The following is a 24,745-nucleotide window of genomic DNA, read 5'->3' on the forward strand; positions in this document are numbered from 1 at the left end:
GCCGCCCGTGGTCGTTAAAAGGGCCTGCGCGGCGATGTGGAGCGGCCCATGACCACCCTCGAGCAGCTTGAAGCGATCTACGGCTTTCCGGGGGAGACCTCGACGGTCAAGGAAGCCCCGCGCATCACGCCGAAGTACCAAGCGCTGATTGAGGCTTCACCATTCGTCGCCCTTGCCACCGCCGGACCTGAAGGGCTGGACTGCTCGCCGCGAGGAGACGCCGGGTGCGCGGTGCGCATCGCCGACGCGCGCACCGTTCTTATGCCTGATCGACGCGGCAACAACCGCTGCGACTCGCTGCGCAACATCATCCGCGACGCGCGGGTCGGACTGCTGTTCCTGATCCCCGGCTCGGGCACCACCCTGCGGCTGAACGGGCGAGCGCACTTGTCGGTCGAGCCTGAGCTGCTGGCGTCCTTTGCGGTCAACGGACAGGCGCCGCGCTCGGTCATCGTGATCGAGGTCGACACGGTCTATTTTCAATGCGCGCGAGCCATCGTCCGCTCGGAATTGTGGAATCCCGAACGCCACGTCGATCCGGCGACCCTGCCGACGCCAGGCGACATCCTCGCCGAGATGAGCGAGGCCTCGGTCGATGGCCGGGTCTATGACGAGGAGTGGCCCGAGCGCGCCGCGCGCACCATGTGGTGAAGATCAGCCGCCGAAGACCTGTTCGGCGCTTTCCCTAGGCAGGATGCGGAACTCGCCGGCCGCGAGATCGTCCGGCAGCACCAGCCCGCCGATGCGCTCGCGGTGCAGGTCCAGGACGTGGTTGCCGACCGCCGCGAACATCCGGCGGACCTGGTGATAGCGGCCCTCCTCGATGATCAGCCGCGCCCTGCGCGCGTCCAGCGGCTCCAGCACCGCCGGAAGGAGGGGCTTGTCCTCCCCTTCCAGCATCATGGCCCCGGAGGCGAAAATCTCGCCTTCGCCGCCGTCGAGCGGTCGATCCAGCGCCGCGACATACGCCTTGGCCACATGCCGCCGCGGCGAGATCACCCGATGCAGATAATCGCCGTCGTCGGTGATCAGCAACAGGCCCGAGGTATCCTTGTCCAGGCGGCCGACGCTCGATAGCGCCGGATCGCGCACGCGCCAGCGCGGCGGCAGCAGGTCATAGATGCGCCGGCCCGCCTCCTTGTGCGAGCAGACCACCCCGACCGGTTTGTGCATCATGATCACGACCGGCGGCGGCGGATCGACCGGCTTGCCCATCACCGTCATGCGGGCCGGCAGGTCCGGGCCGATGGCGATGCGGGCGCCCGCATCGGTCAGGGCGACGCCGTCCAGCAGCACCTGACGGGCGGCGACCAGGCCGTGCATCTCCTTGCGGCTGCCATAGCCGAGATTTCCGAGCAGCCGGTCCAGCCGCATGGTCGGGGCCTTGCTCATCGGCGCGCCTCGAAAACCTTGTAGCCCCCGGTGTCGGCCACCGGCGCGACCCGCTTGAAAGCCTCCGCCAGAACCGCTTCATAGGGCAGGTGTCTGTTGGCCGTGAGCCAGAGCGCCCCACCGGGCTTGAGCGCCTTGGCGGCGGCGCGGATAAAGGCCTGACCGAGCGCACGGTCCTCCTGGCCGCCGTCATGGAACGGCGGGTTCATGACCACGAAGTCCAGGCCGCTCAGTCCTTCCGCGGCCCGGCGGACATCCGCCCATTCGAAGCTCGCGCGCGTATCAACGACATTGCGGCGTGCGCAATCCAGCGCGCGACGGTCGAGCTCGATAAGGGTCAGACCCGTCACCGCCGAAGAGGTCAGGACCTTCCGCGAGAGCCAGCCGATCCCCGCGCCGAAGTCCGCGCCTTGGCCAGCCAGAGCCGGCAGATGGCCCAGCAGAAGGTCGCTGCCGGGATCGAGTCGATCCCAGCTGAACACGCCAGGCTGCGACCACAGGCCGATTGGCAGGATGCGCGGCGCGCCGTCCGCGATGGCCTCGTCGACACCGGTCAGCGCCGAGGGCCGCTCCACCTCACAGATGCGGTGATGACGTCGGGAGGTTTCTGCAACCTCGCAGCCGAAACCCGCCAGCACCTTCCTCAACCGCAGACCACCCTTGTCCTTCGGCGCGGCCGCCGTCAGCAGCCCGCCAGGCTTCAGCGCACGCAGCGCCTGCGCCAGCACATAGCGCGCCTCGACAGCGCCGGGCGGAACCAGCAGCGCGACCTCGTCCAGCGAACGATCGGCCAGCGCGGCGAGATCGTCGGAGCCGGGAAGGAGTGGGGAAAGCTGGCGCGCGCCCGACGGCGGCGCAATCACGTCGGCTGGTGGGATTCCATAGACGGCGGCGGGCAATGACAAGATCCGACGGAGATTCGTTACGAACGCTATGTGTAGGCGATCATGCGGCCCAGCGCCGCAACCAACAGCCATAGCCCTACAGAGACGATCGCCATCGACCGCCCCGCCAGCGGCGGCGCGGCGTCCCATGTCGGCAGCCGGCCTCGCCAGATGGCGCGAAACACGAACGCATTGGCCAGCGCGACACCGATGAGAACGAGCTTGGTCAGGAAGACCTTTGACCCGATCAGAGGGCCTGCATCGGCCGCGAAGAGGACCAGTCCGCTCGCCCCCAGCAAAACCAGGCCTGCCACCGCCAGCGGCGTCAGAGCCCGCGAGAACGCCTCCAGCGGAATGCTGCGCCAAGCGCCCGCCAACCTCAGATCGACAATGCCGATGCCGCCGATAAGCAGGATCAGGCCCAGCAGGTGCAGGAGATTGGCGCCCGGATAGGCGACCGATGATCCCCGCGCCCAGACCCCCAAAGGCGAGGCTTCGAGTACCTGGGCGAAGTCCGCAATGGTCGACAAGCTCAGCGCCGCAGCTCGACCACGGCGCCGTTCAGCCTGACGCGCTCGATCCGCATTTCCGCAGTCCCATCCTTACGAGGATAGCCCTCCAACGTCACGGGCTTCCCCGTTGAGAGCATGGCCTTGGAGAGACCGCGGGCTTCCATCCTGGCGATCGGCGCCAGCACCACGTCCCACACCTTGCCCTGGTAGCGAACCTTGGCGCCGCCGTGAGGATTGCTCCAGCTCACATCGCTCAGCGGCGCCGTCACCTTGACCAGTTGGGCGGCGTCATAGGCGCCCCACCCGTGGTGGGCCAGCGCCACGGCGGGCGCAGACAACGCGGCCACCGCCGCAAACGGAACCAGGTATCGACGCATCATGTCCTCCGCTTGCCCCCTAAACTGGAAGCTGAGGGCCGTTCGACCGGAGCGCAAGCCCGCCGCTACCGGTCACGCAAGTTGTGTTGGCTGGCGAAATTCCCGTCGCGCTCGTGCTGGACACGGCCTTCGTACACTCCCTTGCCGCTGCACGACGAACCGCTCGCCGAGGCCCAACCGCCAAGGCTGCGCTTGCCGTTTGTCTCGCAATGGGCCAAGTCGTCGCCCTGTTCCCGTCGCCGTCGCCCGTTTCGCACCACATTCCTGTGGAACTGGACGACGTTTCGTTGCGGAATCACCGCCGTCCGACCGAGGGACGTTCGAGGAGTTTTGAGAGCATGGCAGTTTCCCCCCTCAACGGGACGTCGGTCACCCAGTTGAAGCCGCGGATCGTCGTGTTCGGGGTGGGCGGCGCCGGCGTCAACGCCGTCAACAACATGATCGAGTCGGGCCTGGAAGGCGTCGACTTCGTCGTGGCCAACACCGACGCGCAGCAGCTGTCGCTGTCCCTGGCCAGCCAGCGTATTCAGCTCGGCGTGCAGGTGACGCAGGGCCTTGGGGCGGGCGCCAATCCGAATGCGGGCCTGAGCGCGGCCGAGGAATCGGCCGAGGACATCATCCGCTATCTCGACGGCGCGGACATGGTGTTCATCACCGCCGGCATGGGCGGCGGCACCGGCACGGGCGCTGCGCCCTTCGTGGCCCGCTGCGCCCGCGAGCGCGGGATCCTGACCGTGGCGGTCGTCTCCAAGCCGTTCCGCTTCGAGGGCCGCCACCGCATGCGCCTGGCCGAGGCCGGGTTGGAGCAGCTCCAGCACTTCGTGGACACCTCGATCATTGTCCCGAACCAGAACCTGTTCCGCGTCGCGACCGAGCAGACCACCTTCGCCGAAGCCTTCGGCATGGCCGACCAGGTGCTGCATTCGGGCGTGCGCTCGATCACCGACCTCATGGTGCTGCCGGGTCTGATCAACCTCGACTTCGCCGACGTGCTGAGCGTGATGGGCGGCATGGGCGCGGCGATGATGGGCACCGGCGAGGCCAGCGGCGAGGGCCGCTCGGCCGCGGCCGCGCACAACGCCATTCAGAACCCGCTGCTGGATGAGACCTCGCTGGCCGGCGCGAAGGCGGTGCTGATCAATGTCACCGGCGGGACCGACATGACCCTGCTGGAGGTGGACGAAGCCGCCAACGTCATCTCGGACCAGGCCGATCCCGACGCCAACATCATTTTCGGGGCGGCTTTCGATCCGACGCTTGAGGGCAAGCTGCGGGTGTCCGTGGTCGCCACCGGCATGAACTCCGTCGCCGCGCCGTCCAGCGGCGACACCCTTCAGTCGCGCGGCATCGAGCCGCCGGCTCCGACCCCGCCGACGCATCCGCAGCAACCCCAGCGCCGCTTCTGGTAGGCGGCTACTCCACGGGCCTGCGCAGGTAGGAGTCCAGGTCGAGCTCACCCTCCCACTTGGCGACCGTGACCGCGGCCGATAGGTCGCTGGTGGCGTTGGTGATGGTGCGCGTCATGTCCAGCAGCCGATCGAACGGCAGGATGAAGCCGACGACCAACGCCGTCTGCTCGGCCCCGATCCCAATCACCTGCAGGACCGCGGCAAGCATGAACAGCGACGCTGAAGGCACCGGCGCGGTGCCGAGCGCGACGAGGGTCGTGGCCAGGACCAGCATCACGTACTGAGCCGCGTGCAGCTCGACGCCGAACGCCTGAGCCGAGAGCACCGCCAGCAAGGCCACGTAGAGCGCGGTTCCGTCCATGCTGAGCGTCACCCCCAGGGGCAGGGCGGTCGAGGTCACCGCATGGCCCACGCCCAGGTTCCGTTCCGCCACGCGCATCGCCACCGGCAGGGTCGCGGCGCTAGACGAGGTCGAGAACGCGATCGCCACCACATCGGTTATGTCGCGGAAGAAAGGCAAGACTGGCAGGCGCGCCACCAGTCGCACCAGACCGCCGTGGACCAGCAGGGTCTGGACCGCGCAGCCAGCCGCGACCGCCGCGGCCAGCTTCAGGACGTGGACATAAGCGCCGGGACCAGTCGTTCCCATCACCCAGGCGACCAGGGCGAAGACGCCGAACGGCGCGACCTCCATGATGAAGCGGACGATCTGCAGCATGACGTCGGCGCCGATCTGGAAGAGCCGGGCGAGCGGCTCGCTGCGTGGGGCGAGCGTCAGCACGCCCAGGCCCACCAGGATCCCGAAGAAGATCACCGACTGGATCTGCCCCTCAGCCAGGGCGGCGATCGGATTAGTGGGAATGATGCCGATCAGGTGCTCGGCCAGGCTCGGCGGCGCCTTGGCCGCGGCGATCGGTTCGGCGCCGGCCATGCTCATCCCGACGCCGGGCTGGAAGACCACGCCCATCAGCAGGCCGACGCTGACGGCGACGACCGTGAGGGCGAGATAGAGCGCCAGGGTCTTGACCCCGATGGAGCCGAGCCGGCGCGGATCGCCCATCGAGGCGATGCCTGAGACGATCGACAGGAAGACCAGCGGAGCGACCACCATCCGGATCAGACGGATGAAGACGTCGCCCATCCACTTGAGGCCGACGGCGGCCTCGCCCAGCAGCAGCCCGGCCACGGTCCCGAGCGCCAGGGCGACCAGGATCCGCTTCCAGAGGACGACGTCGAACCAGTAGCGCGCCAGGAAGGGCCGTCTCGCCACCGCCTGGGTCTGCTCGCTCGCCATGGCGCGCTCCGTCCGATGCCTCGCTGTCGGACGATAGGCGCCAGAATCAGGCGCTTGCTAGTGAGTCGGAACGCTTGCGGCCTTGGGGCGACGCAGGCCCCGCGCCAGGGTCAGCGAGCCGCCGACGAGCAGAGCCGCCGCAGAGACGAAATAGGGGCAGTCGATCTGGCCGGGCGACCCACAGATGACGCCCAGATTGGCCACGCCCCGGGCCGCCAGCCAGGCGAGTTCGGCGCACACCGCCGAGCCGACCAGCATGGCCGCGCCGGCGGCGGTGATCAGGTCCGATTTCAGTTGGCTCATCGCGCATCTCCAAGGTGTGCGACACCTGACCGCGCCGGTCGCGGCGGCGCCTTGACCGAAATCAATGCCCGGGAGCCCCCTCGCGAGCCATCTGGCCCCAACGCTGTCACCACGACTCGCTTGGGGGACCATGACTATCTCGCCAGCCAAAGAGGGCAGGGCGCCGCTCGATGCGGTCCTGCTCTTCGTCACGACGGGCGTACTCGCCCTCGGGGCGTTGCTCGCCACGGCCTTCACGGCCGATCCGCTGTTCCGGCTCCAGGGCTGGATCTTCGTCGCCGCCGCCGTGCTGGCGCTGTCGGCCCTGACCCTGCTGATCAATTCCGACCGCCTGCGCTCGCCGCAGGATCAATATGCGGACGGCGTGGTCCGAGCCGGGGTGATCGCCACCATGTTCTGGGCCATCGCCGGTCTCAGCGCCGGGGTGCTGATCGCCGCCCAGCTCTCATGGCCGACGATCTTCTATTTCCCGGAGGCCGGCTGGCTGAACTTTGGTCGCCTGCGCCCGCTGCACACCTCGGCGGTGATCTTCGCTTTCGGCGGCAACGCCCTGATCGCCACGTCCTTCTATGTCGTCCAGCGCACCTGTCGCGCCCGGCTGGCCGGGGGTGCGTGGCCGTGGTTCGTGTTCTGGGGCTACCAGCTCTTCATCGTGCTGGCCGCCGTCGGCTACCTCGCCGGCATCACCCAGAGCCGGGAGTACGCTGAACCCGAATGGGTGGTGGACCTGTGGCTGACCATCGTCTGGGTCGCCTATCTGCTGGTGTTCCTGGGCACGCTCTGGAAGCGCAAGGAACCCCACATCTATGTGGCCAACTGGTTCTACCTGGCCTTCATCGTCACCATCGCCCTGCTGCACATCGTCAACAACCTGGCCGTCCCCGTCGGGGGACTGAACCATCGCAGCTATTCGCTGTTCGCCGGGGTCCAGGACGCCCTGCTGCAGTGGTGGTACGGTCATAATGCGGTCGGCTTCTTCCTGACCGCCGGCTTCCTGGCCATGATGTATTACTTCGTGCCCAAGCGCGCGGAGCGTCCGGTCTATTCGTACCGCCTCAGCATCGTCCACTTCTGGTCGCTGATCTTCATCTACATCTGGGCAGGTCCGCACCACCTGCACTACACGGCCCTGCCGCAGTGGGCCCAGACCCTGGGCATGACCTTCTCGATCATGCTGTGGATGCCGTCCTGGGGCGGCATGATCAACGGCCTGATGACCCTGTCGGGCGCCTGGGACAAGCTGCGCACCGATCCTGTGATCCGGATGATGGCGGTCTCCATCGCCTTCTACGGCATGGCGACCTTCGAAGGCCCGCTGATGTCGATCCGCGAGGTCAACGCGCTTTCCCACTACACCGACTGGACCATCGGCCACGTGCACTCCGGCGCCCTCGGCTGGGTCGGTTTCATCTCGTTCGGCGCGGTCTACTGCCTGGTTCCCTGGCTGTGGAAGAAGGAGCGGCTCTATTCGCTGCGCCTGGCCGAATGGCACTTCTGGATCGCGACCCTCGGCATCCTGCTCTACATCTGCGCGATGTGGGTCTCCGGGATCATGGAAGGCCTGATGTGGCGCGAATACACGCCCCAAGGCTTCCTCGCGAACTCCTTCGTCGAGACGGTCGCCGCCAAGCACATCGAGAACGTCATCCGCACGATCGGGGGCCTCATGTTCCTCGCTGGCGCGGTGATCATGTCCTACAACCTGTGGCGCACGATCCGCATGCCCAGCACGGCGCCCAGCGCCCAGTCGCTGGCCGGTCCCGCCCCCGCGCTCGTCGCGGCCGAGTAAGGCGAGGCCAGATTCATGTGGAAGCATCACACCAAGCTCGAGAAGCACTCCTTGCCGCTGGTCATCGCGATCCTGATCGTGGTGTCCATCGGAGGCATCATCGAGATCGCGCCGCTCTTCTGGCTCGAGAGCACCGTCGAGAAGGTCGAGGGCGTTCGCCCCTACACCCCGCTCGAACTGGCCGGACGCGACATCTACATCCGCGAGGGCTGCTACACCTGCCACTCGCAGATGGTCCGGCCGCTGCGTGACGAGGTCGAGCGCTACGGACACTACAGCCTCGCGGCCGAGAGCATGTACGACCACCCGTTCCAGTGGGGCTCCAAACGGACCGGTCCTGATCTGGCGCGGGTCGGCGGCAAGTATTCTGACGCCTGGCACAAAGACCACCTGATCGACCCGCGCTCGGTCGTGCCGGAGTCGGTGATGCCGCCCTACGCCTTCCTGGCCGAGAAGGCGCTCGACTACGGCGACATCAAGGACAAGATCCGCGCCATGACCCGGGTGGGCGTACCCTATACCCAGGACATGATCGACAACGCCAAGGAGGACCTGGAGACCCAGGCCGATCCCTTTGCGTCCCCGACCAAGTTCCAGGCTCGCTACGGCGCCAAGGCGCTCAAGCGCGACTTCGACGGCGATCCCGAGAAGATCACCGAGATGGACGCCCTGGTCGCCTATCTCCAGATGCTCGGCACGCTCGTCGACTTCTCGACCTATCAGGCCCAGGCCCCGGAGAACCGCCGATGAGCGAGCTCTCCTACGAAACCGTGGCGCGGTTCGCCCAGCAGGGCGGGCTGATCTACTTCGGCGCGATCTTCCTCGCCGGCGTCGCCTACGCCCTTTGGCCGCGCAACCGCGAGGCGTTCAAGCGCCTCGCCCACCTCCCGCTGAATGATCATGAGGACCGACCCGATGGCCAACCGTGAGACTGACGAGGTCAGCGGCGTCGAGACTACGGGCCACGAGTGGGACGGCATCCGCGAACTGGACAATCCGCTGCCGCGCTGGTGGCTCTACACCTTTTGGGCCGGTATCGCTGTCGCGGCCGTCTATTGGGTGCTGATGCCGGCCTGGCCCGGGATCAACAGTTACACTCGCGGCGTGCTTGGCCAGTCCGACCGCGCTGACGTCGCCGTGGCCTTGAAGGACCTTCAGACCGTGCGCGGCGCCCAGGCCGCCAAGCTGAAGACCGCCACGCTGCAGCAGATCGAGACCGATCCGGAGTTGCAGGCCTACGCCCAGGCCGTCGGCCAGTCGGTGTTCGGCGACAACTGCGCGACCTGCCACGGCGCGGGCGGCGTCGGCGCCAAGGGCTACGCCAACCTGCGCGACGACGTCTGGCTGTGGGGCGGAAGCCTGGACGAGATCCACCGCACCATCGAGGTGGGAATCCGGTCCGACCACCCGCAGACGCGTATGTCGCAGATGCCGGCCTTCGGCCGCGACCAGATGCTGACGCCGGCGCAGGTCAGCGACCTGACCGAATATGTCGTAGCGCTGTCCGGCCGCCAGGCCAACGTCGCGGCCGTGCGCCGCGCCGCGCCGATCTACCAGCAGCAATGCGTCGCCTGTCACGGGCCGACCGGAACCGGCGACAAGGCGCAGGGCGCTCCGAACCTGACCGACCAGGAATGGCTGTACGGGTCCTCGCGCGCCGACATCCAGGGCCAGATCTGGAACGGTCGCGGAGGCGTCATGCCCAGTTGGAAGGCCCGGTTCGATCCTGAGACCATCAAGGCTCTGGCCGTCTACATCCACTCCAACGCCGGGGGTCAGTAGCCCCGATGACAGTCGTCATAGACAGGACCCGCGCATCTGCCCCCAAGCACGGCGCAGGTCCGGTCTCGGCCGCCGCTCGGGCCCGCAAGAGCGCGGATCCGGGCGGCGGTCTCTACAAGCCGCGCGCGCCGATCTATCCGAAGCTGGTCCACGGGCGCTGGCGTGCGATCAAGTGGGCGGTGATGATCGTCACCCTGGCGATCTACTACATCACCCCATGGATCCGCTGGGACCGACCCGGAAGCCTGCCGGACCAGGCGGTGCTGGTCGATTTCGCCGGGCGCCGCTTCTACTTCTTCGACATCCAGCTCTGGCCGCAGGAGGTGCACTTCATCACCGGACTGCTGGTGCTGGGCGCATTGGCCCTGTTCCTGGTGACGGCGCTGTTCGGCCGGCTATGGTGCGGCTATACCTGCCCGCAGACGGTCTGGACCGACCTTTTTATCTACGTCGAGCGCCTGTTCGAGGGCGACCGCAATGCGCGTATGCGCCTGGACGCCGCGCCTTGGTCGTTCGACAAGGCCTGGCGCAAGATCGGCAAGCACGCGACCTGGCTCGGCATCGCCTTTGCGACCGGCGGCGCGTGGATCTTCTACTTCCACGACGCGCCCAAGCTGCTGCACGACTTCTGGACCCTGCAGGGGCCGGCGACGGGTTACGTATTCTGCGCCCTGCTGACCTTCACGACCTATGTCTTCGCCGGCACCATGCGCGAGCAGGTCTGCATCTACATGTGCCCCTGGCCGCGGATCCAGGGTGCGATGCTCGACAACAATTCCCTCCAGGTCACCTATCGCTATGACCGGGGCGAGCCGCGCGGCGCGCACAAGAAGGCGCAAACCTGGGAGGGCAGGGGCGACTGCGTCGATTGTCATCAGTGCGTGACCGCCTGCCCGATGGGCATCGACATCCGCAACGGCCCGCAACTCGAATGCATCAACTGTGGGCTCTGCATCGACGCCTGCGATGAAATCATGCTGAAGGTCGATCGGCCCAAGGGGCTGATCGCCTATGACACCGACGCCGCTGTAGAGGCGCGAGCCGCCAAGCAGCCGGCGGTCTATCGCCTGGTGCGCTCGCGGACGGTCTTTTATGCGATCGCCTTCGTCATGGTCTCGGCCCTTATGGTCTGGGGCCTGGCCACGCGACCGGCCCTCGACCTGCACGTGCTGCGCGACCGCAACCCGGTGTTCGTGCGCCTGCACGACGGGGCGGTGCGTAACGGCTATACCCTGAAGATCGCCAACCGCACCTTCTATCCCCAGACCTACCAGGTCCGGTTCGAGGGGCCGTCCGGCGCGCGGTTGAAGACCCCGGGCCTGACCCCGGTCGGCGACACCGTCGCCGTGGACGTGCCCGCCAATGAGGTTCGTTCGGTGCGGATCTTCGCGACCCTGCCGCCGAACGCCGTCAGCGCGCCCAATCTGCCTGCCGCCTTCGTCGTCCAAGCCCCCAAGGGCGAGCAGGCGCGGGCCAAGACCACCTTCCTGTCTGGAGCTGCGAACGCCCAATGACAACGAACGTCGCATCCTCGTTCCGCATCACCGGCTGGCACGTATTGTTCGCGGTGGTCGCCTTCTTCGGCGTCGTCATCGCGGTCGACGCCACCTTCCTGGTCGCCGCCTATCGCAGTCATCCGGGTCAAGTCTCGGTCACGCCCTACGAGGATGGCTTGGCCTATAACCGCGACGTAGCGCGTCACCGCGCCCAACTCGCCTTGGGCTGGAGCGCCACCGCTGCGCAGGCTCCTGGCGGTGTTGCGGTTCAGGTCGCGGACCCTGCAGGGCGGCCGGTGAGGGGCCTCGTCCTGACCGGCCTGCTGCGCCGCCCGGCCACCGAGGCCGGCGAGATCCCTCTGACGTTCGCAGAGACCGCGCCCGGCAGCTACTTCGCGCCGGCCCGCCCGACGACGGGAGCCTGGGACCTCGAAGCCAACGCCAAGAACAAACCCTTCAAGGCGGAGCGCCGACTGACATGGCCATGACCTCTCCCGCCGCCGCGCGTCAGGACTTCTCGGCATTCCTCCGCCCGGCCCAGGACGGCGGCCGTTCCATCGACCTGCTGGTGAAGGGCGCCCGCTGCGCGGCCTGCCTTTCCAAGATCGAGCGAGAGGTCAGGGCGCTGCCGGCGGTCGCTGGCGCCCGCCTGAACCTGACCAGCGGCAAGCTCACCGTCGACTTCGACCCCGGCGCCGGTGACCCAAGTCTGGTGCTGGAGCGGCTGGAAAGGCTCGGCTATCCGGCCACGCCCTATGATCCCGGCAAGGCCGCCAAAGTGCGTGACGCGGAGGGCCGCCGCCTGACGCTGGCGCTCGGGGTCGCCGCCTTCGGGGCTGGCAACGCCATGATGTTCTCGGTGCCGCTTTGGGCCGGCCTGTTCGGCCAGGAGTTGGGCCCGGCCACCCGCACCCTGATGATGTGGCTCAGCGCCGTCATAGGCGCGCCGTGCGCGATCTATGCCGGCATGCCGTTCTTCGAGTCGGCTTGGCGCTCCCTGCGCTCGGGCCGCGCCAATATGGACGTGCCGATTTCCATCGGCGTGATCCTGACCCTGGCGATCAGCTTCGTCGAAACAGTCCTCCGCGGCCGCGACGCCTATTTCGACGCGGCCGTCTCACTGCTTTTCCTGTTGCTGATCGGGCGTTGGCTCGACCATCGCCTGCGGGCGAGCGCGCGCAGCGCCGCCGCCGATCTGCTGGCGCTGCAGGCCCCCTCTGCCGCAATCGTCGATGAAAACGGCGCTGAACGGCGGGTGCCGCTGGCCGAGGTGAGCGCCGGCGACGTGCTCATCGTTCGCCCCGGCGAGCGGATTCCGGTCGACGGCGTGGTGGCGGCCGGGGTCAGCGAACTCGACAGGTCATTGCTGACCGGTGAGACCGCGCCTGTGCGGATCGGGGCCGGCGAAGCCTGCCAGGCCGGCGCGCTCAACCTCGCCGGAGCGATCCGCGTCCGCGCCACGGCCCGGTCGGAGGACTCGACCGTCGCGGCCATCGCCCGCCTGGTCGAAGCGGGCGCTCAATCGCGCTCGCGCTATGTGCGCCTCGCCGACAAGGCCGCGGCGCTTTACGTCCCGGTCGTCCACACGGCGGCCGCGCTCACCTTCGCAGGCGGCTGGGCGCTGGGCCTTGGCCCGCGTGAGGCGTTGCTGCGGGCGGTGGCGGTGCTCATCATCACTTGCCCCTGCGCGCTGGGGTTGGCCGTACCCGCCGTGCAGGTCACCGCCTCTGCGCGTCTGTTCCGCCGCGGCGTACTGGTGAAGTCGGGCGCTGCGCTCGAGCGCCTGGCAGAGGTCGATCACGTCATCTTCGACAAGACCGGCGTCCTGACCGAGGGGCGGCCCGAGCTGGTCGATCCGGTTCCGGCCGCGGTAGCCATGGCCGCTCCGCTGGCCCGCGCCTCATCACATCCGTTGGCCAAGGCCTTGGCCGCCGCCCATGCCGGCCCGACGTCGCTCGCCGACGACGTGCACGAAGTCCCGGGTCAGGGCGTCGAGGGGTTGATCGGCGGCCGCATGGCGCGCCTCGGCCGAGCCGGCTTCGTCGGCGTCAAGGACGCCCACGTCAGCGAGACTGAGCTCTGGTTCGGCGTCGAGGGCGGGACGAAGATCCGTTTCGTCTTCGCTGATCGCCTGCGCCCAGACGCCGCCGATGTCGTGAGCGCGCTGAAGGCGAGGGGGCTTTCAATCGAAATCCTCTCCGGCGATGTCGCTCCCGCCGTAGCGAACGCCGCCCGAGCGGTCGGCATAGCTGACTGGCGCGCCGGCCTGACGCCGGCCGAGAAGGCTGGCGCCGTACGTGAGCGCACCGACGAAGGTCGCAAGGTGCTGATGGTCGGCGACGGCCTCAACGACGCCGCCGCCCTGGCGGGAGCCCACGCGGCCATGGCGCCGGGCACGGCGCTCGACGCCAGCCAGAACGCCGCCGACCTGGTATTCTCAGGCGAGGGGCTGATCGCCGTCGTCCAAGCGCTCGACGTCGCCCGTTCGGCCCGCGGCCGCGCGCTTGAGAACTTCAGTTTCGCCGCACTTTACAACCTCATCGCTGCGCCCGCAGCGATGATCGGCCTGGTCAATCCATTCGTAGCCGCCCTGGCCATGTCGGGATCCTCGCTGGCGGTGACGCTCAACGCCCTCCGAACGGGGGCGGGGAGGGGCAGATGAACATCCTGATCTTCCTCGCGCCGGCCTCCGTCGCAATCGCCCTGGTCGGCCTCGGCGCCTTCTGGTGGACCCTGCGAAACGGCCAGTACGACGACCCGCTGGGCGACGCCTCGCGCATCCTGGTCGACGACGAGGGGCCGCTCGGCGGTTGATCGATGTCACGGCGGACCGACGGGCGCCTTGCGACAGTGGCCCAGCCAAAGGGAACCCGCCGTGACCGCAACTCTCCTCGAAAAGCCGCGCCCGTCATACGAACTCGTGTCGCGTCATGATGGGCGCGCGCCGCGCTACACCAGCTATCCGACCGCCGTGCAGTTCACGCCGACTGTGGACGCCCGGACATACAAAGGTTGGCTGAACGCCCTACCGGCCGGCGAACCGGTATCGCTGTACGCCCACATCCCGTTCTGCGCGCGGCTCTGCTGGTACTGCGGCTGCAACACCCGGGCGGTCAATCGCCACGACCCGGTCGAGGCCTATGTCGGCAAGCTGGTCGAGGAAATCAGGCTCGTTTCGCGCGAGCTGCCGGGGCCGATACCCGCCTCGGCGATCCATCTCGGCGGCGGGACGCCAAACATGCTGGCTCCGCGGGATATGGACCGCCTATTCGGCGCGCTGGGTCGCGCCTTCGCCCTGACGCCCGACGCCGAACTCGCCGCCGAGCTCGATCCGCCGCTGCTGACCCGCGAATGGGTGGCGGCGGCAGCTGGACACGGCCTGAAACGCGCCAGCCTGGGCGTCCAGAACCTAGCGCCCGAGGTCCAGGCCGCTGTGGATCGCCGTGAATCCATCGCCGAGGTAGCCCGCTGCATGGACTGGCTGCGCGAGGCGGGCGTCGCCTCGATCAATCTCGACCTGATGTACGGCCTTCCCCACCAGACGACGGGCAACACCCTGGCGACCATCGAGGCGATCATCCCGCTGCGGCCGGAGCGCATCGCCCTGTTCGGCTACGCCCATGTCCCATGGATGAAGGCGCACCAGAAGCTGATCGACGAGGCGGCGTTGCCGGGCGCGCCCGCTCGGCTCGACCAGAGCGAGGCGGCGGCCGAACGGCTTATCGAGGTCGGCTATGTGCGGATTGGTCTCGATCACTTCGCCCTGCCGGGCGACGAGCTCTCGGTGGCGCTCGCCGAGCGGCGGCTGCGGCGCAACTTCCAGGGCTATACGACCGACGCCGCCCGGACCCTTATCGGCTTCGGCGCCTCGGCCATCGGCAGCTTTCCGCAAGGCTACGTCCAGAACCTGACGAAAGAACTCGATTGGCGCGACGCCGTCGAGTGCGGCGAGCTACCGATCGCACGGGGCGTGACGCTCACCGCCGATGATAGATTCCGCGGCGAGATCATCGAGCGCCTGATGTGCGATCTCGCCGTCGACCTCGCCGCTGTCTGCAAGACCCACGAGCGCGATCCCGCCGAACTGAACGCCGAGATCGCGAGCCTCGCGGCCTTCGAGCAAGACGGGCTGCTGCATCGCGATGGGCCGCGCCTGTCCGTCACCGAGCCCGGCAGGCTGGTCGTCCGCGCCATCGCAGCGGCCTTTGACGCCTATTTCAAGCCCGAAGAAGGTCGCCATTCGCGTACCCTCTGAGGAGCTTCAGTTCACCCGACGCTCGCGCCCGGCCCAGTAGGGTTCGCGCAGCTCCCGCCGAAGGATCTTGCCCGAGGCGTTGCGAGGCAGGGCGGCGATGAAGTCGATGCTCTTAGGCGCTTTGAAGCCTGCTATGCGTGCCCGGGCGAAGGCGATGATGTCTTCGGCGTCGGGACTCGCGCCCGGCTTGAGCGCGACGATCGCCTTCACCGCTTCCCCCCACTTGTCGTCTGGCACGCCGATCACCGCGACTTCGGCTACCGCGGGATGGCCGTAGACGGCGCTTTCGACCTCGGCCGGATAGATGTTCTCGGCTCCGGAGATGATCATGTCCTTCACCCGGTCGTGGATGAAGAGATAGCCATCCGCGTCGAGATATCCGGCATCGCCGGTCCGCAGCCAGCCGTCCGGGCCGACCGTCGCCGCGGTCGCCTGCGGCAGTCGCCAGTAGCCTGCCATGTTGGAGACCGAGCGGATCGCCACCTCTCCAACCGCGCCGGTCGGGACGGATGCTCCGGCCTCGTCGACCACCTTGATCTCAACGCCCGGCATCGGCAGCCCCGCAGCCCGCATCCGGGCGTTGCCGGCCGGATCATGGTCCTCGGGTGGCAGGTAGACGATGGTGCCGCAGGTCTCGGTCATGCCGTACTGCTGGCAGAAGCCGCAGCCGAACACCTCCATGCACTCGCGCAGCAGATCCAGCGGGATCGGACTGGCTCCGTAGAGGATGTACTTCAGACGCGAATAGTCCACCTGCCGCGCGTTCGGCTGGCGCACGACGATCTGCAGCGCCGCCGGGACCATGAACATCTTGGAGATGCGGTCTCGTTCGATGTAGTCCAGCACGCGGAAGGGATCGAACTCGCGAGCCACGACGCCCTTAGCCCCGTTGACCAGGCCCACAATGCCCCAGCCGGTGCCGCCGATATGGCCGACCGGCATAGCCACCAGACTGACATCATCAGGTCCCCACTCGTTCCAGGCCATCCTGGCTTCCAACGCGCGCCGGCGCCCGCCCAGGATGTTGAGATGGGTCAGCATCGCGCCCTTCGGGCGCCCTGTGGTTCCGGAGGTGTAGAGCTGCACCGCCACGTCGGTCTCGGCGATCTCCGCCGGTGGATCGGTGTCGTCCTCGGCGTCCCGCCAAGCCTCGTAGGTCGGCCAGCCATGCTCGCCGACCTCCATGGCGACGATGGCGACGTCGGGAATGTCCGGGCCGATCTGCAGAGCGCAGTCGATGACCTCCGGCCCCACGAACAGCATCTTGGCCTGAGCGTCGGACACGACATAGGCGACCTCGGACGGCGCCAGGCGCCAGCCGATCGGCGCCATCACCGCCCCGATTTTGGCCGCTCCGAAGAGCAGCTCGAAATAGTGATCGCTGTTCTTCCCGAGATAGGCGACGCGATCGCCCTTGCCGACGCCATTGGCAAGCAGCGCGCGGGCGGCCTGATTGGTGCGCCGATCGAGGTCGCCATAGGTCGTTTCACGGCCCTCGAAGGCCAAGGCGACGGCGTCCGGCCGCTGGCGGGCATGATAGCGCGCAACCTCGCCCAAGGTGCGTATCGCCTCGAAGTCGATGGTTGCGGCGCTCATGGCGTCTCCCTCAAAGGCCTAGCACCAGCCGGGCCATGATATCCCGCTGGATCTCGTTCGATCCGCCGTAGATCGAGGCGGCGCGGTCGTTCAGGTAGCGGGGCATGGCGGTCAGCACCGCTTCCGGCCCGACCGCGGCCTGGTTCGACCCCGCAACGCGGGCGAGCGGCTGGTCGACCGCGCCATAGGCGCCGGCGACCTCGACCAGAAGTTCGTCGACCAGCTGCATCGCCTCGCCGCCCTGGGTTTTCAGCATGGAGGAGGCTGGGCCGGGATTTTTCCCGGCCGATAGGGCGGCCAGGACGCGATGCTCCGACATCTCGATGGCCTGGACCATGACCTCGGCCTCCGCCAGCCGCCGCCGGAAAGCCCCGTCGCTCACCAAACCACCAGCCTCGGCGGCGGCACGGGTCCGCTCTAGCAACGCCTTCAATCCGGGCGCAGAGCCGCCGCCGCGCTCGAACTCGAGCAGGTGCTTGGCCACGGTCCAGCCCTGGTTCTCCTCACCGACGCGGCCGCTGACCGGCACGCGGACATCCTCGAAGAAAACCTCGTTGACCTCGTGCTCGCCGGCCAGGGTGATGATCGGGCGCACCCTCACGCCCGGCGCCTCCATATCCAGGAGCAGAAAAGTGATGCCGGCCTGGGGTTTGCCGCTCGCATCCGTACGCGCCAGGCAGAACATTCGGTTGGCCCAGTGGGCATGTGTCGTCCACAGCTTCGAGCCATTTAGCACGTAGTGGTCGCCGTCTCGCACCGCGCGCAGCTTAAGCGAGGCTAGGTCGGACCCGGCGCCGGGCTCCGAATACCCCTGGCACCAATAGTCCTCGCCCGAGAGAATGCGCGGCAGGTAGTACGCCTTCTGCTCGACCGTGCCGAAGCCCATGATCACCGGCCCGACCATGCGCAGACCCATGGGCGCCAGGCTTGGCGCGCCGGCCCGCGCGCATTCGGCTGCGAAGATGTGCCGCTGCATTTCGTTCCAGCCTGGGCCGCCATACTGCTTGGGCCAGCTCGGCGCGGCCCAGCCGCGGGCGTGCAGCAGCCTCTGCCAGGGCAGGCTGTAGCGCTTATCCATGAAGACGCTGGTGGCGCGCCGCCCGGCCTCGCGCAGCTCGGGTGTCAGGGACTGGTCGAGGAAGGCCCGGACCTCATCACGGAATGCCAGCTCCTCGTCGGAAAGATCGAGGTTCACGCCGCCGCCACCGCATCTTGCAGTTGTCGCCCCGTAAGGCTGTACAAGTCGCCTCCGCGTCGCGTCCGTGCGATCGCCGCCTGTCTCATCACGCCTCCCGCGCCGTCTTGCTGCGGCGATGGAGCGATGGTTGCGCAGGTCGGCGGCCGGCGACAAGCTGACGGAAACAATAGGCGCCGCAAGGGGAGGCGAGAGCGTGGCAGCCAGCGAAGGGGAGCGCGCCGAACTGGAGTTCATCCAGCGCCTCGCCGAGGAGGTCGCCGCGCGCGGGCGCGAGATCGCGCTGCCCTACATCGCCATCAGCGCCGACATCGGCGACCCCGAGCCGATGCGGGACGCCCAAGGCCGCCCGTTCGCCGAAACCCTGTTCCGCTGGGTCGATCCGAACCTGCAGTACTGGAAGGACCGCGGCTTCGCCCTGCGCTCGGCCTTCGTGTTCGCCTGTCGCTACACCGCCGAGCCGTTCTTCCTGCACGACGGCAAGTTCGGCACCTGGCGGCGCTCGCCCCAGCTCGAGCGCATCGAGGTCGTGCAGGCGACCGACCATGTCGAGGTCGGCACCGCCATCATCGCCCCGGCGCATCTCCCGGGCGGCGTGATCGGCGCGATCGTCTGGGCCTCGCCCGAGGTCTTCGACATCCGTCCCGTCTTCCAGGCCCAGGCGGCGGAGCTGTCGGCGCTCTCCCTGCGGCTACTGGCGGCCTATAACGAGCATGGCGTACGCCCGGACGGCCTGGTGCGGCTGACCCGGCGCGAGATCCAGTGCCTGAAATGGGCCGCGCACGGAAAGACCGATTCGGAGATCGCCGAGATCGTGCGGATCTCCATGCCGACTGTGCGCTTCCATATGCGCAACGCCGCCGACAAGCTGGGCGTCATCGGCCGCCCGCAAGCCGTCCACCGCGCCGCGGTGCTCGGCTACATCGGCGAACGGCGGCAGGCAGGACGCGCCTGAGTACGTGGCGGATGGGGTGGAAGACCAATCGATTTGAAATCGTTAGACTATTTTGGTATTCTGAACCTCCTAGACAACTACCTATACAACTCATGCCGTGGTGGCCCGCACTGAGCGCCTGACATGATCAGGAGCCTCAGATGTCCAAGAATCTTTTCGCCCGCGTCACCGACGCCATCACCGGCAAGCTGACTTCCGACGTCATCCGCCGTCGCGTCGAACACGCCAGCGCCGCCCTCGCGGAGGCCGAACGCAGTTGGCGTCTCGCCGCCGTCGCGGCTGAGGCCGGCGGTCCGCCCGAGGACGAAGCTAGGGCCGAGGAACACCTCGCGTCCTGCCGCCGCGAACTGGAACGCCTCAACGCTGTGTTGGCTGAGGTTGAGGCTCAGGAGGCGCAGGAAGTCGCGGCGGCCCGGCTCAAGCAGGAAGCCGCAGAAGACGCCAAGTTGGCCAAGGCTTCTACCGAATGGGCGAGGACCGCAGCCGCCCTAGCTGAAGCGCTGAGCGCCTATGCCGATGCATATGGCCAGTTCGTCCGCTCGTCGGCGCACATGAGCCTCCTGGCCCGAACCAATCCGCGCGCTCGACAAGACCTTTCCACCCAGAACGTCGATGCCCTGGTCGGCACGGAACTCGCGCGCCTGTCCTCAGATACGATCCCGCCCGGTGCTGACCGTTGGGCCGCGTCTGCCCTCAATCCTCGCGAGATCGTGCCGCTCGTCGGCCACGTGAGCGAGATGGCCAATGCCATCAAGGAAGGCCTGCGCCATGGGAGCTAATCGCCAGACGATGCAGGCCTATCGCGACATGCTCGTTGGCTTTGGGGATGGAGAGCCTGACGAGGTTGCGACTGCCGAGTTGGCAAAGGCTAGGAGCGCCCTCCGGGCAATCACCCGACAGCTCGACGTACTCGCCGACCACCTCGGGCGAGCGGAGAGAGCGATAAGCAAGGCGGCTGGCCGATGAGCGGGCTCTCTTCGTCGCGGCTGCACCCATTCGCCAAAAGACCGGGGGTGGGGTGGGGGTGGGGGCCAGATTGCGGGCGTATAGGTGCTAGCCATGCCCCTCGCTCGCACGCGGACCGACGTAAAAATCCGGGCGGCGGCCGTGAGAAATCCGAGGTCGCGAAATGACGGCCAACCTTCCGACATATGTAGCGGAAAGCGAGATGCATCTCGGGCCGGCCATGCGGGCGCTCAGCCCGATGATGCGCCAGTTCGTGCTCGCGCTGATCCAGACAGGGTGCTCGAACGCCAAGGCCGCCGAGCTAGCCGGCTATCAGGGCGGCCCGAACACCTGGAAGGCGATGGGCTGGAAACTGGCCCACGACGCCCGCGTACAGGCCGCGCTGCACGAAGAGGCTCAGAAGCTCATTCGCTCGACGGCGGTCATGGCCATCGGCGTCATCACAGGTATTGCGCAGGACCCACAGGTCGATCCGAAGGCCCGGCTCAAGGCGGCCACCGAACTGCTGAACCGCTCCGGCCTGCACCCCACCACTGAGCACAAACTCACGGTGGAGAGGGTGCGCGATGACGCCTCGCTGGTCGCGGAAATCAAGGTGATGGCGCGGGAGCTTGGCCTCGATCCGGTCTCGCTTCTCGGGGCTGCGGCCATCGACGCTGAATTCGAGGTCGTGACGCCAGCCGACGAATGGACCGTGGGGCCTGATGAGACTGACGATGGTTAGGCAGATCGCTCACCCCCTTCGCACACCGGCCCAGCGGGCCACTTACAAGGCCATGATGGCGCTTCTGGATCAGGTCGAGACCACCCGAACCCGCCAACGCGTGCTCGGGCTCATCGGCGACTACGTCCAGCTCTGCGCCCGCCGCGCTCGCGACATCCTGGAAGCCCGCCTGCGCGACCCCACCACCTCACAGGAGGAGCGCGGAGACATCGCGCGAATTCTGGCCACCCACCCCGCGCCCAGGAGGGCCGACAATGACTGACCTTAGCAACGCCCCCACTGACCCCGCCGCAGCGCCCGAGTTGGACGCCGGCCAAGTCGCTTCCATGCGCGAGCAATGGGCGTCTCTCGGCTTCGACGTGGCGGCCTTCGACGCGGCCCTGACGGGAGCGCCCGAGCCCAGCACGACGGCAGCTCCGGATGGCGAGATCGACATTCTATCGCCGCTCAAGACGCCCTCCTTGACCGAGGGGCAGGCTCTGGAGATGGCCGAAGCCCTTCTCAAGGCCGGCGTACCGGAGGCAGAGGTTGAGGCGGCGCTGCGGGCTGACGGCTTCTCGCCGCCCGAGATCGACACGCGAACCGACGATGAGAAGGAGTTTGATCGCGCCTTCGCTCCGGCCGCGCCGAGCACCTACCGTATCGAGTATATCGGCCGCATTCCGGCGGACACCGACCCGCGCGTCCTGGCCCAGTTCAACGCCGAGGCCACAGGTTGGCTTTCGGAGATCGGCTTTCCCGAACAGATCGGACCGGCGGTCATCGAACGGGCCTTGGACGCCAGCGCCCGGCTTCAGAGCATGGCCGGGCCAGAGAAGGAACTTTGGATACGCGAGCAATGGGCGGATTTCGACCGCATGGCCGGCTCGCCGGAGCGGGCTGAAGAGTTGCGCGCCCAGGCGTCCGCCGCGTTGGCCAGGGCAGGGAAGGGCTTCACGTCCTCGCTATGGAACGCCGGGGCGCTGCATGACGCCGGCATCCTCATGCATCTGGCCCACCAGGGCGACAGGCTCGCCATCAGGGGATTGCGATAGGGCCTTGGTACAGCCCGAATTCGTGACTAGGGTAAGATTCTAGAGGGATACAGGGCTAGATATGCGGTCTCCGACGCGCGCGCGGGTTGTTTACGAGAGAAACCCGCTGGCCGAGGTCATTTTTCAGATTCGATATCCGATCAATCTGGCCATCGAACGCGACCTCCCGACGAACTTTCAAAAGGCGCTCATCGATAGCTACCCGCTCCTGGACGTTAAGCGAGGCGTCCAACTCCAATTAAAAGTTGCTGGGGCCATCGATGATCAGCCTTTCGAGCCGCGCCCCTCACGGGTCTACGATTTTACTGATATCGAGCGCACGTCTCGCGTGTCGCTGTCCTGCGACTCACTCTCATTCTCTACGACCAAATACAAGGATTGGGATCATTTCAGAAACGCGCTGGGTGAAATCCTGGCCGCCTTTTTCTCGAATTACGATCAATCGCTATTTACCCGCGTCGGCCTTCGGTACGTTAACGCCATCAAACCAGCAGAGCTGGGGCTAAGCACGGAGAACCCGGCTGAAATCATGAATCCGGAGCTGGTTGCTCCGCTAACCGGCTTCACCGAGCGCGTGTTCGAACACCAAGCGCTCACCATCATCGAAATCCCAGATGGCAAGATTTCGGTTCGCATGGCGTTAACCAAAGATGAGCAGGGCGAGTCCTACATCTTTGACACTGACGCCTTCCATGATGAAATGTTTCAGGCAAACCCAGATGATGTCCTTGCGCGCCTCGAACAATACCACCTCCAGCACAGCGACCTCTTCCGCTGGGCAATTGGCGACGCCGTTCATGCTGCATTGGGGCCAACATAAGGAAGACCTAAGCAGCCTACACTCTGGGCCTCGCCTAGAGTATTTGGCGTATAGTGCGCTATCATACCCTGGAACCGGGGATAACACCTCATACTCCCTGGTAGATAGCGACGCGATTCTGTCGATAGAGATGTACACGCCTATTATGGTGCGCGCGGTGCAAGGCGTTCTGGCGCTTTGGGGGCGTGAAAGGGAAGAAGTAGGTGGCCATATTCGCTTGGCACGCCCGCCAGTCCGACACGTCAAGACGCTCGACCTCAGTTGGATTTCACTGGCTCAAAGCGGGCCAGAAAGCAGTACCATTGATAAAATGGAACGCGTCATCGATGGCATAAGCGCCGTTTTGCGGGCGGATCAACTGGACATAATAGATGGTGCGTATAGTCAAGTTGACGTAACCGAAATGAGCCTTGAAATGCTCATGATTTTCCTACGCATCCCATACGTTCGTCGCGCGGAATTGCCGAGCTGGAAGTCTTTCCTTGAGAAGGTTCGCGCAGAAGGAAAGCGCAGGGGCGTGAAAGATAAGAATTTCCTCAAGGGCCTAATTTAGAAGGATGATTCTAAAGGGGCCGGGAAAGAATCCATTCGATGGCGTAGATATCGCGGGAGTCGCGATCCGCCGGTTTGATGAAGATTTCTACCATTGCGGACTTCTATACAAAGTCGGCGACGAACCTGCGACGCTACTACATCTCTCAGACAACTATAAGCTGCTGAACGAGCCCCCCAGTGATAGCTACACTTGGGCTGATATCGAGCTTCACGAGGCCGATAAGAAATTGTTGGCCGTGCTCGCTAGGCGGATATCCGAGAAGCAGATGCCGTATGGATTTGACCATGCAGGCATCTCGTTCGATGAGATTTCTGGCGACTTAAATTTGCCGGTCGGCAAGGGACTGACTTGCGCGACACTGATAATGTTCCTTTTGGAAACCAAAGGTTTCACGCTGCTCAGGGTCGCCGAATGGCCGGCCAATGCGAACCTCACATGGCAGTGGAAGATGCTTGAGCATCTGAAATCAATATCCCCACAACACGCGGCGGAAGTTGCCAAAGACGTGGGTGCCCGCCGCTTCACTCCTACCGAGGTGGTCGGAGCCGCGACCCTGAGGAAGTGGCCCGTAGGGTGGGAAGATTCTAGGAAGGTGGCGAAGAGGATAGCCAAAGAAGTGTCTAAACTCACCGCTGCGGCCTAGCTGAAGGTCTAGGCGAGGGGCGCGGCTTCAAAGTCATGCTTGCGGACTGGCCCGAACGGAAAGCCTATGCTCTGTTCATCCCCGCTACCGGGGAGGGGACGTTGGCTAAGGAAAATCGGTTCTGGCGCGGCAAGATCGAAACGCGAGAACACGCGGAACGGGTCGTTCGTCTGGCCGCGGGTGCATTTGGCGTCGTGACCGGCCTGATCGCCCTGTCGCTCATCAATGGGATCGACATCGGAACGATCATCTTGCTGATGATCTTTGGCGGCCTGTCACTCAGCCTTCATCGCGGCCAAAACGTATGGGCGGCGCGCGGCCTCATTGCGATCTGCGGCCTGGGACTGGCGCTAACCGCGACCGTGGTCGCTCTGAGCATTCAGGACACCCTGGAGAGCGCTCTGTATGCGGTCATGCTGTTCGTCGCGCTCGTGTGGGGTCTTGGCGTGGCTGCTGCGATGCGCGCCCACAGCGCTACCCTGTTCCTGAGGTCTCAACGCCGCGCGCGAGGGGCCGCCGCTATCGAGCCTGCCCAGTAGGGCAACGTCTCGCCGGAGACCGCGTGTCACGCTGGTGAGACGGGCGGGGGCCAAAAGTTCGAAGGCCGATTGCGCGCTATAGGCACGCACGTGTGGTTACTCGAAAAAATCTCACTGTCGCGCCTGGACCATGCCGGGAAGACGGGAAGGCCCCCTATAGGGGGGGCTCTTCCCTTCCCAACCCCGGTAATTGGCGGCCGGGAAGATTGCGGGAAGATCGGGGA

Annotated in this window: 27 protein-coding genes and 1 pseudogene; 20 read left to right on the forward strand and 8 right to left on the reverse strand. The window is 66.5% G+C overall.

Annotated features, from left to right (window positions below; translation table 11 throughout):
- The first annotated feature begins 48 nt into the window (after positions 1–48).
- Positions 49–651: a pyridoxamine 5'-phosphate oxidase family protein gene (locus ACE3T2_RS15615; RefSeq protein WP_374658950.1), complete on the forward strand. Its 603-nt coding sequence runs from the start codon at positions 49–51 to the stop codon at positions 649–651.
- 3 nt (positions 652–654) lie between these two features.
- Here ACE3T2_RS15615 and ACE3T2_RS15620 read toward each other — a convergent pair whose 3' ends face one another.
- Genes ACE3T2_RS15620 through ACE3T2_RS15635 form a run of 4 tightly spaced genes read right to left on the reverse strand, consistent with a single transcriptional unit; the run spans position 655 to position 3,168 of the window.
- Positions 655–1,392, reverse strand: a complete 738-nt coding sequence (locus ACE3T2_RS15620; RefSeq protein ID WP_374658952.1) for a 16S rRNA pseudouridine(516) synthase — start codon at positions 1,390–1,392, stop codon at positions 655–657.
- On the reverse strand, positions 1,389–2,300 hold the full coding sequence (locus ACE3T2_RS15625) for a methyltransferase (protein WP_374659056.1): 912 nt from the start codon (positions 2,298–2,300) through the stop codon (positions 1,389–1,391). Before ACE3T2_RS15625 ends, ACE3T2_RS15620 begins: the two co-directional genes overlap by 4 nt.
- 23 nt (positions 2,301–2,323) lie before the next feature.
- On the reverse strand, positions 2,324–2,806 hold the full coding sequence (locus ACE3T2_RS15630) for a hypothetical protein (RefSeq protein WP_374658954.1): 483 nt from the start codon (positions 2,804–2,806) through the stop codon (positions 2,324–2,326).
- A gap of 2 nt (positions 2,807–2,808) precedes the next feature.
- Entirely contained in the window at positions 2,809–3,168 is a 360-nt protein-coding gene (locus tag ACE3T2_RS15635; protein ID WP_374658956.1) for a DUF6152 family protein, read from the reverse strand.
- A 335-nt stretch (positions 3,169–3,503) separates the two neighbouring features.
- Here ACE3T2_RS15635 and ftsZ point away from each other — a divergent pair.
- Positions 3,504–4,466, forward strand: a pseudogene (gene ftsZ, locus ACE3T2_RS15640) (cell division protein FtsZ); the annotation flags it as partial.
- A gap of 112 nt (positions 4,467–4,578) precedes the next feature.
- On the opposite strand, the gene ACE3T2_RS15645 reads toward ftsZ, so the two are convergent.
- Both ACE3T2_RS15645 and ACE3T2_RS15650 read right to left on the reverse strand, forming a co-directional pair.
- Positions 4,579–5,868: a dicarboxylate/amino acid:cation symporter gene (locus tag ACE3T2_RS15645; protein WP_374658958.1), complete on the reverse strand. Its 1,290-nt coding sequence runs from the start codon at positions 5,866–5,868 to the stop codon at positions 4,579–4,581.
- A gap of 57 nt (positions 5,869–5,925) precedes the next feature.
- Positions 5,926–6,171, reverse strand: coding sequence for a hypothetical protein (locus ACE3T2_RS15650; protein WP_374658960.1), 246 nt, complete (start codon positions 6,169–6,171; stop codon positions 5,926–5,928).
- A gap of 130 nt (positions 6,172–6,301) precedes the next feature.
- On the opposite strand from ACE3T2_RS15650, the gene ccoN reads away from it, so the two are divergent.
- The 9 genes from ccoN to hemN all read left to right on the forward strand — a co-directional run bounded on the left by ccoN (position 6,302) and on the right by hemN (position 15,493).
- Positions 6,302–7,960, forward strand: coding sequence for a cytochrome-c oxidase, cbb3-type subunit I (gene ccoN, locus ACE3T2_RS15655; protein WP_374658962.1), 1,659 nt, complete (start codon positions 6,302–6,304; stop codon positions 7,958–7,960).
- 15 nt (positions 7,961–7,975) lie between these two features.
- Positions 7,976–8,710, forward strand: a complete 735-nt coding sequence (ccoO, locus tag ACE3T2_RS15660; protein ID WP_374658964.1) for a cytochrome-c oxidase, cbb3-type subunit II — start codon at positions 7,976–7,978, stop codon at positions 8,708–8,710.
- A complete protein-coding gene (locus tag ACE3T2_RS15665; protein WP_374658966.1) occupies positions 8,707–8,889 on the forward strand; it encodes a cbb3-type cytochrome c oxidase subunit 3 in 183 nt (60 codons plus the stop codon). Before ccoO ends, ACE3T2_RS15665 begins: the two co-directional genes overlap by 4 nt.
- Positions 8,876–9,742, forward strand: coding sequence for a cytochrome-c oxidase, cbb3-type subunit III (gene ccoP / locus ACE3T2_RS15670; protein WP_374658968.1), 867 nt, complete (start codon positions 8,876–8,878; stop codon positions 9,740–9,742). Before ACE3T2_RS15665 ends, ccoP begins: the two co-directional genes overlap by 14 nt.
- 5 nt (positions 9,743–9,747) lie before the next feature.
- Positions 9,748–11,256, forward strand: a complete 1,509-nt coding sequence (gene ccoG, locus ACE3T2_RS15675) for a cytochrome c oxidase accessory protein CcoG (RefSeq protein ID WP_374658970.1) — start codon at positions 9,748–9,750, stop codon at positions 11,254–11,256.
- Complete coding sequence (locus tag ACE3T2_RS15680) at positions 11,253–11,726, forward strand: FixH family protein (protein ID WP_374658972.1); 474 nt, start codon at positions 11,253–11,255, stop codon at positions 11,724–11,726. The genes ccoG and ACE3T2_RS15680 overlap by 4 nt, the downstream gene beginning before the upstream one ends.
- Positions 11,723–13,900: a heavy metal translocating P-type ATPase gene (locus tag ACE3T2_RS15685; protein ID WP_374659058.1), complete on the forward strand. Its 2,178-nt coding sequence runs from the start codon at positions 11,723–11,725 to the stop codon at positions 13,898–13,900. The genes ACE3T2_RS15680 and ACE3T2_RS15685 overlap by 4 nt, the downstream gene beginning before the upstream one ends.
- Complete coding sequence (gene ccoS / locus ACE3T2_RS15690) at positions 13,897–14,052, forward strand: cbb3-type cytochrome oxidase assembly protein CcoS (RefSeq protein ID WP_374658974.1); 156 nt, start codon at positions 13,897–13,899, stop codon at positions 14,050–14,052. Before ACE3T2_RS15685 ends, ccoS begins: the two co-directional genes overlap by 4 nt.
- Before the next feature lie 61 nt (positions 14,053–14,113).
- Entirely contained in the window at positions 14,114–15,493 is a 1,380-nt protein-coding gene (hemN, locus tag ACE3T2_RS15695) for an oxygen-independent coproporphyrinogen III oxidase (protein ID WP_374658976.1), read from the forward strand.
- Between the two features lie 6 nt (positions 15,494–15,499).
- Here the strand turns inward: hemN and ACE3T2_RS15700 are convergent, their stop codons facing one another.
- Together ACE3T2_RS15700 and ACE3T2_RS15705 are read right to left on the reverse strand one after the other, a co-directional pair.
- Positions 15,500–17,089 (reverse strand): fatty acid--CoA ligase, encoded by a 1,590-nt coding sequence (locus ACE3T2_RS15700; RefSeq protein WP_374658978.1) that lies wholly within the window; start codon positions 17,087–17,089, stop codon positions 15,500–15,502.
- A 10-nt stretch (positions 17,090–17,099) separates the two neighbouring features.
- Positions 17,100–18,284: an acyl-CoA dehydrogenase family protein gene (locus ACE3T2_RS15705; RefSeq protein ID WP_374658980.1), complete on the reverse strand. Its 1,185-nt coding sequence runs from the start codon at positions 18,282–18,284 to the stop codon at positions 17,100–17,102.
- Between the two features lie 196 nt (positions 18,285–18,480).
- Here ACE3T2_RS15705 and ACE3T2_RS15710 point away from each other — a divergent pair, with 196 nt between their 5' ends.
- From ACE3T2_RS15710 to ACE3T2_RS15750, 9 genes are all read left to right on the forward strand, one after another.
- Positions 18,481–19,239: a LuxR C-terminal-related transcriptional regulator gene (locus ACE3T2_RS15710; RefSeq protein ID WP_374658982.1), complete on the forward strand. Its 759-nt coding sequence runs from the start codon at positions 18,481–18,483 to the stop codon at positions 19,237–19,239.
- Positions 19,240–19,379: 140 nt separating this feature from the next.
- Positions 19,380–20,018 (forward strand): hypothetical protein, encoded by a 639-nt coding sequence (locus ACE3T2_RS15715; RefSeq protein ID WP_374658984.1) that lies wholly within the window; start codon positions 19,380–19,382, stop codon positions 20,016–20,018.
- Positions 20,019–20,368: 350 nt separating this feature from the next.
- Entirely contained in the window at positions 20,369–20,929 is a 561-nt protein-coding gene (locus ACE3T2_RS15720) for a hypothetical protein (protein WP_374658986.1), read from the forward strand.
- A gap of 52 nt (positions 20,930–20,981) precedes the next feature.
- Positions 20,982–21,191: a hypothetical protein gene (locus tag ACE3T2_RS15725; RefSeq protein WP_374658988.1), complete on the forward strand. Its 210-nt coding sequence runs from the start codon at positions 20,982–20,984 to the stop codon at positions 21,189–21,191.
- Positions 21,184–21,963: a hypothetical protein gene (locus ACE3T2_RS15730; RefSeq protein WP_374658990.1), complete on the forward strand. Its 780-nt coding sequence runs from the start codon at positions 21,184–21,186 to the stop codon at positions 21,961–21,963. Before ACE3T2_RS15725 ends, ACE3T2_RS15730 begins: the two co-directional genes overlap by 8 nt.
- A 61-nt stretch (positions 21,964–22,024) precedes the next feature.
- Positions 22,025–22,783, forward strand: coding sequence for a TIGR04255 family protein (locus tag ACE3T2_RS15735; RefSeq protein WP_374658992.1), 759 nt, complete (start codon positions 22,025–22,027; stop codon positions 22,781–22,783).
- A gap of 130 nt (positions 22,784–22,913) precedes the next feature.
- Complete coding sequence (locus ACE3T2_RS15740; protein WP_374658994.1) at positions 22,914–23,336, forward strand: hypothetical protein; 423 nt, start codon at positions 22,914–22,916, stop codon at positions 23,334–23,336.
- A 4-nt stretch (positions 23,337–23,340) separates the two neighbouring features.
- Positions 23,341–23,982, forward strand: coding sequence for a hypothetical protein (locus tag ACE3T2_RS15745; protein WP_374658996.1), 642 nt, complete (start codon positions 23,341–23,343; stop codon positions 23,980–23,982).
- A 101-nt stretch (positions 23,983–24,083) separates the two neighbouring features.
- On the forward strand, positions 24,084–24,521 hold the full coding sequence (locus tag ACE3T2_RS15750; protein ID WP_374658998.1) for a hypothetical protein: 438 nt from the start codon (positions 24,084–24,086) through the stop codon (positions 24,519–24,521).
- Positions 24,522–24,745 lie beyond the last annotated feature (224 nt).

The sequence above is a fragment of the Phenylobacterium sp. genome, assembly GCF_041919955.1.
Taxonomy (GTDB): Bacteria; Pseudomonadota; Alphaproteobacteria; order Caulobacterales; family Caulobacteraceae; genus Phenylobacterium.

What these genes read in the sequence shown, in the direction of transcription:
- ACE3T2_RS15615 (WP_374658950.1), top strand. Translation starts at nt 49, where the DNA reads ATGACCACCCTCGAGCAGCTTGAAGCGATCTACGGCTTTCCGGGGGAG.
- ACE3T2_RS15620 (WP_374658952.1), bottom strand. Translation starts at nt 1,392, where the DNA reads ATGAGCAAGGCCCCGACCATGCGGCTGGACCGGCTGCTCGGAAATCTC.
- ACE3T2_RS15635 (WP_374658956.1), bottom strand. Translation starts at nt 3,168, where the DNA reads ATGATGCGTCGATACCTGGTTCCGTTTGCGGCGGTGGCCGCGTTGTCT.
- ACE3T2_RS15645 (WP_374658958.1), bottom strand. Translation starts at nt 5,868, where the DNA reads ATGGCGAGCGAGCAGACCCAGGCGGTGGCGAGACGGCCCTTCCTGGCG.
- ACE3T2_RS15650 (WP_374658960.1), bottom strand. Translation starts at nt 6,171, where the DNA reads ATGAGCCAACTGAAATCGGACCTGATCACCGCCGCCGGCGCGGCCATG.
- ccoN (WP_374658962.1), top strand. Translation starts at nt 6,302, where the DNA reads ATGACTATCTCGCCAGCCAAAGAGGGCAGGGCGCCGCTCGATGCGGTC.
- ccoO (WP_374658964.1), top strand. Translation starts at nt 7,976, where the DNA reads ATGTGGAAGCATCACACCAAGCTCGAGAAGCACTCCTTGCCGCTGGTC.
- ACE3T2_RS15665 (WP_374658966.1), top strand. Translation starts at nt 8,707, where the DNA reads ATGAGCGAGCTCTCCTACGAAACCGTGGCGCGGTTCGCCCAGCAGGGC.
- ccoP (WP_374658968.1), top strand. Translation starts at nt 8,876, where the DNA reads ATGGCCAACCGTGAGACTGACGAGGTCAGCGGCGTCGAGACTACGGGC.
- ccoG (WP_374658970.1), top strand. Translation starts at nt 9,748, where the DNA reads ATGACAGTCGTCATAGACAGGACCCGCGCATCTGCCCCCAAGCACGGC.
- ACE3T2_RS15680 (WP_374658972.1), top strand. Translation starts at nt 11,253, where the DNA reads ATGACAACGAACGTCGCATCCTCGTTCCGCATCACCGGCTGGCACGTA.
- ACE3T2_RS15685 (WP_374659058.1), top strand. Translation starts at nt 11,723, where the DNA reads ATGACCTCTCCCGCCGCCGCGCGTCAGGACTTCTCGGCATTCCTCCGC.
- ccoS (WP_374658974.1), top strand. Translation starts at nt 13,897, where the DNA reads ATGAACATCCTGATCTTCCTCGCGCCGGCCTCCGTCGCAATCGCCCTG.
- ACE3T2_RS15700 (WP_374658978.1), bottom strand. Translation starts at nt 17,089, where the DNA reads ATGAGCGCCGCAACCATCGACTTCGAGGCGATACGCACCTTGGGCGAG.
- ACE3T2_RS15715 (WP_374658984.1), top strand. Translation starts at nt 19,380, where the DNA reads ATGTCCAAGAATCTTTTCGCCCGCGTCACCGACGCCATCACCGGCAAG.
- ACE3T2_RS15720 (WP_374658986.1), top strand. Translation starts at nt 20,369, where the DNA reads ATGACGGCCAACCTTCCGACATATGTAGCGGAAAGCGAGATGCATCTC.
- ACE3T2_RS15725 (WP_374658988.1), top strand. Translation starts at nt 20,982, where the DNA reads ATGATGGCGCTTCTGGATCAGGTCGAGACCACCCGAACCCGCCAACGC.
- ACE3T2_RS15730 (WP_374658990.1), top strand. Translation starts at nt 21,184, where the DNA reads ATGACTGACCTTAGCAACGCCCCCACTGACCCCGCCGCAGCGCCCGAG.
- ACE3T2_RS15735 (WP_374658992.1), top strand. Translation starts at nt 22,025, where the DNA reads ATGCGGTCTCCGACGCGCGCGCGGGTTGTTTACGAGAGAAACCCGCTG.
- ACE3T2_RS15740 (WP_374658994.1), top strand. Translation starts at nt 22,914, where the DNA reads ATGTACACGCCTATTATGGTGCGCGCGGTGCAAGGCGTTCTGGCGCTT.
- ACE3T2_RS15745 (WP_374658996.1), top strand. Translation starts at nt 23,341, where the DNA reads ATGATTCTAAAGGGGCCGGGAAAGAATCCATTCGATGGCGTAGATATC.